Annotated in this window: 8 protein-coding genes and 1 pseudogene; 4 read left to right on the forward strand and 5 right to left on the reverse strand. The window is 65.1% G+C overall.

Translation table 11 applies throughout. The annotated features are described in order from the left end of the window. Positions 1-182 (reverse strand): annotated as a pseudogene (locus RHBS_RS21655) (SAM-dependent methyltransferase); the annotation flags it as partial. A 59-nt stretch (positions 183-241) separates the two neighbouring features. Between RHBS_RS21655 and deoC the strand changes: the two are divergent. Continuing rightward, on the forward strand, positions 242-895 hold the full coding sequence (gene deoC, locus RHBS_RS21660; RefSeq protein ID WP_374700642.1) for a deoxyribose-phosphate aldolase: 654 nt from the start codon (positions 242-244) through the stop codon (positions 893-895). Positions 896-916: 21 nt separating this feature from the next. Here the strand turns inward: deoC and RHBS_RS21665 are convergent, their stop codons facing one another. Beyond that, positions 917-1,663, reverse strand: coding sequence for a DUF2993 domain-containing protein (locus RHBS_RS21665; RefSeq protein WP_183130541.1), 747 nt, complete (start codon positions 1,661-1,663; stop codon positions 917-919). A 110-nt stretch (positions 1,664-1,773) separates the two neighbouring features. Between RHBS_RS21665 and RHBS_RS21670 the strand changes: the two genes are divergently transcribed. Then, positions 1,774-2,361 (forward strand): hypothetical protein, encoded by a 588-nt coding sequence (locus RHBS_RS21670; protein ID WP_121873490.1) that lies wholly within the window; start codon positions 1,774-1,776, stop codon positions 2,359-2,361. Positions 2,362-2,413: 52 nt separating this feature from the next. Here RHBS_RS21670 and RHBS_RS21675 read toward each other — a convergent pair whose 3' ends face one another. The 3 genes from RHBS_RS21675 to RHBS_RS21685 all read right to left on the reverse strand — a co-directional run bounded on the left by RHBS_RS21675 (position 2,414) and on the right by RHBS_RS21685 (position 4,279). Continuing rightward, entirely contained in the window at positions 2,414-3,112 is a 699-nt protein-coding gene (locus RHBS_RS21675; protein WP_259468275.1) for a class I SAM-dependent methyltransferase, read from the reverse strand. A gap of 142 nt (positions 3,113-3,254) precedes the next feature. Continuing rightward, entirely contained in the window at positions 3,255-3,758 is a 504-nt protein-coding gene (locus RHBS_RS21680) for a DUF2505 domain-containing protein (protein WP_094680823.1), read from the reverse strand. An 11-nt stretch (positions 3,759-3,769) separates the two neighbouring features. Beyond that, on the reverse strand, positions 3,770-4,279 hold the full coding sequence (locus RHBS_RS21685) for a DUF2505 domain-containing protein (protein ID WP_121873488.1): 510 nt from the start codon (positions 4,277-4,279) through the stop codon (positions 3,770-3,772). Between the two features lie 58 nt (positions 4,280-4,337). Between RHBS_RS21685 and murB the strand changes: the two genes are divergently transcribed. Together murB and RHBS_RS21695 are read left to right on the forward strand one after the other, a co-directional pair. After that, positions 4,338-5,354, forward strand: coding sequence for a UDP-N-acetylmuramate dehydrogenase (gene murB / locus RHBS_RS21690; RefSeq protein ID WP_237669549.1), 1,017 nt, complete (start codon positions 4,338-4,340; stop codon positions 5,352-5,354). Between the two features lie 61 nt (positions 5,355-5,415). Further along, complete coding sequence (locus RHBS_RS21695) at positions 5,416-6,966, forward strand: MBL fold metallo-hydrolase (RefSeq protein WP_121873486.1); 1,551 nt, start codon at positions 5,416-5,418, stop codon at positions 6,964-6,966. Positions 6,967-7,170: the final 204 nt, after the last annotated feature.

Raw genomic sequence — 7,170 nt, forward strand, 5'->3', positions numbered from 1 at the left:
GCCGCCGCCGCGGGAATCGCCGACGCGCCCGTACCCGAACACACATCGAGAACCGCGTCGCCGGTGGCCAACCCGAGCGCGAAGGCGAGCGACTGCCCTGCCGGCCCCCAAACCTGCGGCGTCACCGCGTCGAACTCCCTGCTGGTGGCATTGAAGGTAGCGGCGAGCGAGGCTGCGGTCATGAACGAAAATCGTAGACCGTCAGGGCTGTGAAATGCAGAGCTGTGAAAAGCTGGACCGCATGACACTAACCCGCGCCGCCCTCGCCGGAATGGTCGACCACACGCTGCTCAAGCCCGAAGCCACCCAGGCCGACGTGGCCGCCCTCATCGAGGAAGGCCGCGAGCTCGGAGTGCTCGCCGTATGCGTATCGCCGTCGATGCTGCCGATTCGCGCCGAGGGAATGCTCACCGCCGTCGTCGCGGGATTCCCGTCGGGCAAGCATCATTCGTTGATCAAGGGATCCGAGGCGCGTCTCGCGGTGCAGCAAGGTGCCGACGAGGTCGACATGGTGATCGACGTCGGCGCGGCCATCGCGGGAGACTACAACGCGGTACTGGCCGACATCGTCACCGTCCGCGAAGGGATCGCCGGAAGCGCCGTCCTGAAGGTCATCATCGAATCGGCAGCACTGTCGGACGATGCGATCGTCGAGGTGTGCCGCGCAGCCGAGAAGGCCGGTGCCGACTTCGTCAAGACGTCCACCGGATTCCACCCGGCCGGCGGCGCGAGCGTCGAAGCAGTGCGATTGATGGCAGAGACGGTCGGCGGACGACTGGGCGTCAAGGCCAGTGGCGGCATCCGCACCACGGACGCCGCCCTGGCCATGATCGACGCGGGCGCAACACGATTGGGGTTGTCGGGAACGCGCGCGGTGTTGGACGGTTTGAACTAGAGCGACTTCCGCGCACGTGGGTTATGCGACCAGCGAGCAACCCTCGGGAGTCGGCTGATTCTGATTCTGCTGGGTCACCGGAATCGTGTACTGCCCGCCTTCGAGGGTGAGCTCGATGCCGGAGTCGGTGACGGTCAGCGACGTCGGAGCCATGTCCAGCGGGTAGGCCTGCAGGCTGTCGGTCAGCACGCCGACGACGGAGTCGACCAGATCGGTGGGAATGCCGAGACCCAGGATCGACGCGTCGACGGTCTGAAAGTCGACCCTGCCGTCCACGACCTGTGGCTGGACGGTGAGATTCGCCAGAGCCCCGACGGCGAATTCGAGGGTGCCCGCCGACGCATCCGAGGTGACGCCCGAGACGATCGCGCCGATGCCCTGGCTCTGCAGGGTGCGGGTGATGCCGTCGGTGGACCACGAGATGTCGGCACTCGAGCTGCCGATGGTGCCGCCCGAGTCGGCGGTCTGCGTCAGGTTCAGGTCACGTGCCTCGGCCTGCACGACCATGCCCTCGGCGGGGCCGAAGCGCGCGTCGTCGCTGTCGACGGTCACCGAGGAGACCTTCTTGTCCACCAGCGAGAGCAAGACCGGCTTGAGGCCGAGACCGACCTCGACCTGGCTGCCGAGCTCGGACTCGAGCTGACCGGCGAGGCAGGATTTGATCTGCTGACGGACGAACAACTCGCCACCGATGACGGCGACGAGGAGGACGACAACGACGGAGACTGCGATCAGCGGTGCGGTGCTGCGCCTGGCTGTGGATGACATTCCTGGCAGTCTTCCCGATGATTCTGAGCAAGCTCTGTGAAACTCGCCGAACCTGTGTTCTCGGGACCAAAATTTGTGACCTGTAACACATTGTGACGTACGCTTGCGTCATGAGTACGACAGGACCGAGCGTGCACGAACTGCACTCGTTGGCCACTCGTCAGGACGGCTATTTCACGGCCGAGCAGGCCGGTGAGCTCGGCTTCGATTCTGCGATGGTGCGCGTCAATCTGGCCACGAACACGTGGACTCGCGTCGAGCGCAACCTGTTCCGACTCGGCCAGTGGCCCCGCAGCGAACTCGAAGTGTTCGCCATGTGGTGCGCCTGGTTCGGCGGCGAGGCCGTGATCTCGCACCAGAGCGCCGCCGAGCTACACGGATTCGGGCACTTGCACCCGCAATTCGTGCACGTCTGCGCGTTCGGCGACCTACGACTGACCGACACCAGGCTCGCGGTTCATCGTCTGCGACTCGAACCACGGGACGTCGAATCGGCGGGCACGTTCAACCTCACCACCCCGGTGCGTACGGTGCTCGACCTCGCAGCAGGTGGCATCTCCCAGATCACCCTCGACGAGGTGGTGTGCGACGCCGTCGCGATCGGTCGCGTCGACCCGCACACGCTGTATTGCGAGGCGGGAAACAGTACGGACCGAGTGGCCGAACGCGTCGAACTGGCACTGTCCGCCTGCACGTAGCCACAGAATCGGGTGCATCCGACCGCGCTCAGCGCGGTCAGCTGCACCCGATTCACGTTGCCGGTGCGACCGTCGACCAGGGGACCGTGAGCACGTTGTCTCGCATCCGCCGGCGGGGGAGTGTGATCGGAATGCCCTGTTCGGCAAGCGCTTTCATGGCCGCGCGCCACCGAATTCGAGGCCCGAACGGTGCCAGTGGTGCCGACACCGACCACGCTCTGTCGGCCCGTCGAAGCAGATCGTGCACGCGCTCACCCTCGATGTTGCGGTGTATCAACACCTTCGGTAGCCGCTCCGCGATGTCCGACGGCATCTCGACGTCGAACGGATCCCATGCCAGCGTCAGTGAACGCGGCCCATCGGCGTCGAGCAACACCCAGGCGCAGCGTCGACCGAGCTCGTCGCAGGTACCGTCCATCAACAGGCCACCGGGTGCCAGGCCCGACAGAATGCGGTGCCAGGCAGCAGGTACTGCATCCTCGGGATACTGCCGCAGTACGTTGAACGCCCGCACCAGGTTGGGGCGCAAGCCCGCGAGTTCGAAACCGCCGCGGGCGAACTCCACGCCGTCACTGCCCGGGACGACGCGAGCGGGGTCGATCTCGAGACCGGTGACTCGGAGATCGGGCCGGACGGTGCGCAGTCGACCGGCCAGCTCGAGCGTGGTGTTCGGCATCGCCCCGTACCCGAGGTCTACGACGAGGGGATTCGGCGAGCCCTGCAGAACACGTCGAACATCGGGGTTGTGCATCAGCCACCGGTCGCTGCGACGCAACCGATTGATGCCGGTGGTGCCGCGAGTGATGACGCCTTCAGGGGCAGGAGTGGAGCCTGCGGAACGACCCAGATGGGGAGTGGAGCCTGCGGAACGACCCCTGTTCGGCTTGTTCAGCTCAGGCGTTCTTTTCGAGCCAGTCGGCGGTCACTTCGCCCTCGCCGCGCCACAGGTCGATGAGGTTGACGAGCATGAGCTGCTCGAGCTTGCCGCCGATGAACGGCAGGAAGACCTTGGCCTCGGAGGAGGTGCGCAGCGTCGAACCGCCGTTGGTGGGGAACAGCGAAGTGGTGCCCTTGAGCGAGCCGGGTCCGGCCGGGATCGACGCGTCGTAGTGGCCCGCGGTAACTTCCTCGAACGCGTCGAAGTGCACGTTGCGGGTGATGACCATGTCTTTCTTCATCACCGTCTGCGCGATGTCGGGCAGTTCGGTGCGCGGGATGACGTGGTGCATCACGATGTCGATTCCGGCGTCGGACACCTCGAAGCTCTTCAGCTCGTTCTCCGAGTACTTACGCATCTCCTCGATGCGCGCATCCCAGTGATCGCGACTGGAGAGCGCTGCATAGACCTGCTGCGTCGAGTGGGTGAACCGGGCGGAGTAGTTCATTCGGCGAGCCATAGTGCGCCAGGCTAGCTGTTCGCCTGCGCGGCGATCCAGTTACCGGTGAAGTCCTGTTCGTTGTCGATGAGCGAGAGCACCTGCTCGCTGATCATCGCTTCGATCTTGCCGCCGAAGATGGGGACCTTGACCTCGGTGGTGCCGGCCAACGCGATGGTGGTCGTCTCGCCCGTGGCGTCGAGTGTGGTGGTGCCGGTGATGCGCGCGGGTGCGCCCTCGACGGTCGCGCCGAAGGTGCCGTCGGCGTGGGTGCCGTCGAACGGTCCCCAGCTCTCGGTGCGTTCGATGATGAGGTCGCCCTTCTTGAAGGCGGTCACCGCGGACGGCAACTCCTCTTCGGGGACGGCCTGGGTCATGACGACGTCGATGGTTCCGTTGCCGACGGTGACGCTCTTCAGGCTGGCACCCGGTCCGCCGATCTGCTCGATGCGGTCCTTCCAGTACTGCTCGGACGTCAGTGCGGCGTGGACCTTGTCGGCGGAGGCGGGCACAGTCGAGCTGTGCTCAATGGGGCGAGGCATCCCCGCAGGTTACCGGGTGACTGAAGACGCCGGTGCGCGACCGGTAGCGTCATAGTCCGTGCCTACTGCAATTTCGGAGCTCACCACCATCCGGGTGGGCGGCCCGGCCCGTGAATTCACTGTTGCCTCGAACGCTGACGAGTTGGTCTCCCTCGTGCGCGACGCGGATCGCGCGGGAACCGATGTGCTGGTCATCGGCGGCGGATCCAACCTGGTCGTCGGCGACGACGGGTTCGACGGCCGGGTGGTTCGGGTGACCGGATCGCGGCTGGATATCGACGGCGAGATCGTGACGGTCGATGCTGGCATCGAGTGGGATGCCGTCGTGCAGGCGACGATCGATGCAGGACTGTCCGGCATGGAAGCGCTCTCGGGCATACCTGGAACCACCGGCGCGACGCCGATCCAGAACGTCGGCGCGTACGGCGCGTCGACGTCTGAGCTGTTGCACAGCCTCACCGTCTACGACCGCGAGAGCGAGCAGACGGCGGTGTGGACGCCGGAGCAGTGCGGTTTCGGAACGCACCGGTCGTCGGTGTTCAAGCGATCCTCGCGGTACGTGATTCTGGACGTGACGTTCGCGCTGAAGAAGACGACCGAGTCGCTTCCGGTTGCTACGCGGCGTTGTCGGAGCGTCTCGACGTGCAGATCGGCGACGTCGTACCGGTGTCGGACGTGCGCGCGGCCGTGCTGGCGCTGCGCGGCGAACGCGGCATGGTGCTCGACGGAGAAGATCACGACACGTGGAGCGTCGGATCGTTCTTCCTCAACCCGGTACTGCCCGAGGTGCCCGAGGCCGCTGCGCACGCGCCCAGCTTCCCCCGACCCCGCGGGAACGAAGATTCCGGCCGCCTGGCTGATCCAGAACGCGGGCTTCCCGCGCGGCTACGGCACCGAATTCGGCCGCGGCACCGCAGCGCTGTCGTCCAAACACGTACTTGCCGTCACCAACAGGGGTGGGGCAACCGCGTCGGACATCATGGCGCTGGCCGCGCACGTCCGCGACGGGGTGCAGGAGAAGTTCGGCGTCACGCTCACGCCCGAATGTGACCTCGTCAACTGCGCGCTGGGTTAGGGCCGGTCGAAACGGCGCATACGATGGAGCTTTGTTCGTCGGGCTCGTAGGAGGTAAATCAGTGCAGGTCACCAGCGTGGGACATGCGGGATTCCATATTCGGACCGAGGCAGGAAGCATCCTGTGCGATCCGTGGGTGAACCCGTCGTTCTACGCGTCGTGGTTCCCGTTCCCCGACAACTCCGGCCTCGACTGGGACGCCCTCGGTGATTGCGACTACCTCTACGTCTCGCATCTGCACAAGGACCACTTCGACCCGAAGAACCTGGCCGAGCACGTCAACAAGGACGCCACGGTTCTGCTGCCGGACTACCCGGTGCTCGATCTCAAGCACGAGCTCGAGAAGCTCGGCTTCCACAAGTTCTACGAGACGACGGACTCGGTCAAGCACACGATCTCCGGTCCCAAGGGCGATCTCGACATCATGATCATCGCGCTGCGCGCGCCAGCCGACGGTCCCATCGGTGACTCGGGTCTGGTGGTCTCCGACGGCAAGACCGTCGCGTTCAACATGAACGACGCGAGGCCGGTGGACCTGGACGTGATGACCGAGAATTTCGGTCCCGTGGACGTGCACATGCTGCAGTACTCGGGTGCGATCTGGTACCCGATGGTCTACGACATGGTCTCGCGCGCGAAGAAGAACTTCGGTATCCAGAAGCGTCAGCGTCAGATGGATCGCGCGCGCCAGTACATCGAGCAGGTCGGCTCGACGTGGGTCGTCCCGTCGGCAGGCCCGCCGTGTTTCCTGGACGACGATCTGCGCTCACTCAACGACGTCTACGGCGACCCGGCCAACGTGTTCCCCGACCAGATGGTGTTTCTCGAGCAGATGCGACTGCACGGGCACGACAAGGGCCTGCTGATGATGCCGGGCACCGCCGCGACATTCGACGGTTCCGAGCTGATCTCCCACGAGCACCCGATTCCGACGGCCGAGGCCGAGGCCATCTTCACCACCGGCAAAGCCGACTACATCGAGGCCTACGCCCAGCGTCAGGCATCGGTCATCGCCGCCGAGAAGGCAGCCTGGGCTCCCGCCGAGGGCGAGCCACTGCTCGAACCGATGCGAGGCCTGTTCGAGCCGATCATGGCGCAGACGGATCTGATCTGCGACGGCATCGGCTACCCCGTCGGAATCACGATGGGCGACGAAACCGTTGTGCTCGACTTTCCGAAACGGATCGTGCGCGAACCGATCTCGAACGAGAAGTTCCGCTACAGCTTCACCATCCCGCCGGAGCTCGTGCGCACCGCGATACGTGACCAGGAGCCGGACTGGGTCAACTCGATCTTCCTGTCCACCCGCTTCCGTGCCCGACGCGTCGGTGGCTACAACGAATTCCTCTACACGTTCTTCAAGTGCCTCACCGACGAGCGCATCGCGTACGCCGACGGCTGGTTCTCCGAGGCGCACGACGACACCGCCACGATCACGATGGGCGGCTACGAAATCCAACGCCGCTGCCCACACCTGAAAGCGGACCTGACGAAGTTCGGCATCGTCGAAGGAAACAAGCTCACCTGCAATCTGCACGGATGGGACTGGAGCCTCGATTCCGGCCGCTGCCTCACCTCCAAAGGCCACGAACTTCGTACGCGCAAACTCTGAGTCACTCCGCAGGCTCCACTCCTGTAGCTGTGAGTCTGCCCCCAAAAATCGGGGTAGTTCGCAGACGCAGGTACGTTGGACAACGTGCATGAGCAGGTAGAACAGACAAAACGGACGCGTACGGTGTGGTTGATCGCCGTGCTCGTCGCCTTGGTGGCACTCGTGGCAGGCTGCACCGTCGGATCGGGGCGCGGGCGGCTCGGG

The organism is Rhodococcus sp. BS-15, from assembly GCF_000813105.1.
GTDB lineage: Bacteria > Actinomycetota > Actinomycetes > Mycobacteriales > Mycobacteriaceae > Rhodococcoides.

Coding starts and splice junctions, on each gene's coding strand:
- deoC (WP_374700642.1), top strand. CDS start 242: ATGACACTAACCCGCGCCGCCCTCGCCGGAATGGTCGACCACACGCTG.
- RHBS_RS21665 (WP_183130541.1), bottom strand. CDS start 1,663: ATGTCATCCACAGCCAGGCGCAGCACCGCACCGCTGATCGCAGTCTCC.
- RHBS_RS21670 (WP_121873490.1), top strand. CDS start 1,774: ATGAGTACGACAGGACCGAGCGTGCACGAACTGCACTCGTTGGCCACT.
- RHBS_RS21675 (WP_259468275.1), bottom strand. CDS start 3,112: ATGCACAACCCCGATGTTCGACGTGTTCTGCAGGGCTCGCCGAATCCC.
- RHBS_RS21680 (WP_094680823.1), bottom strand. CDS start 3,758: ATGGCTCGCCGAATGAACTACTCCGCCCGGTTCACCCACTCGACGCAG.
- RHBS_RS21685 (WP_121873488.1), bottom strand. CDS start 4,279: ATGCCTCGCCCCATTGAGCACAGCTCGACTGTGCCCGCCTCCGCCGAC.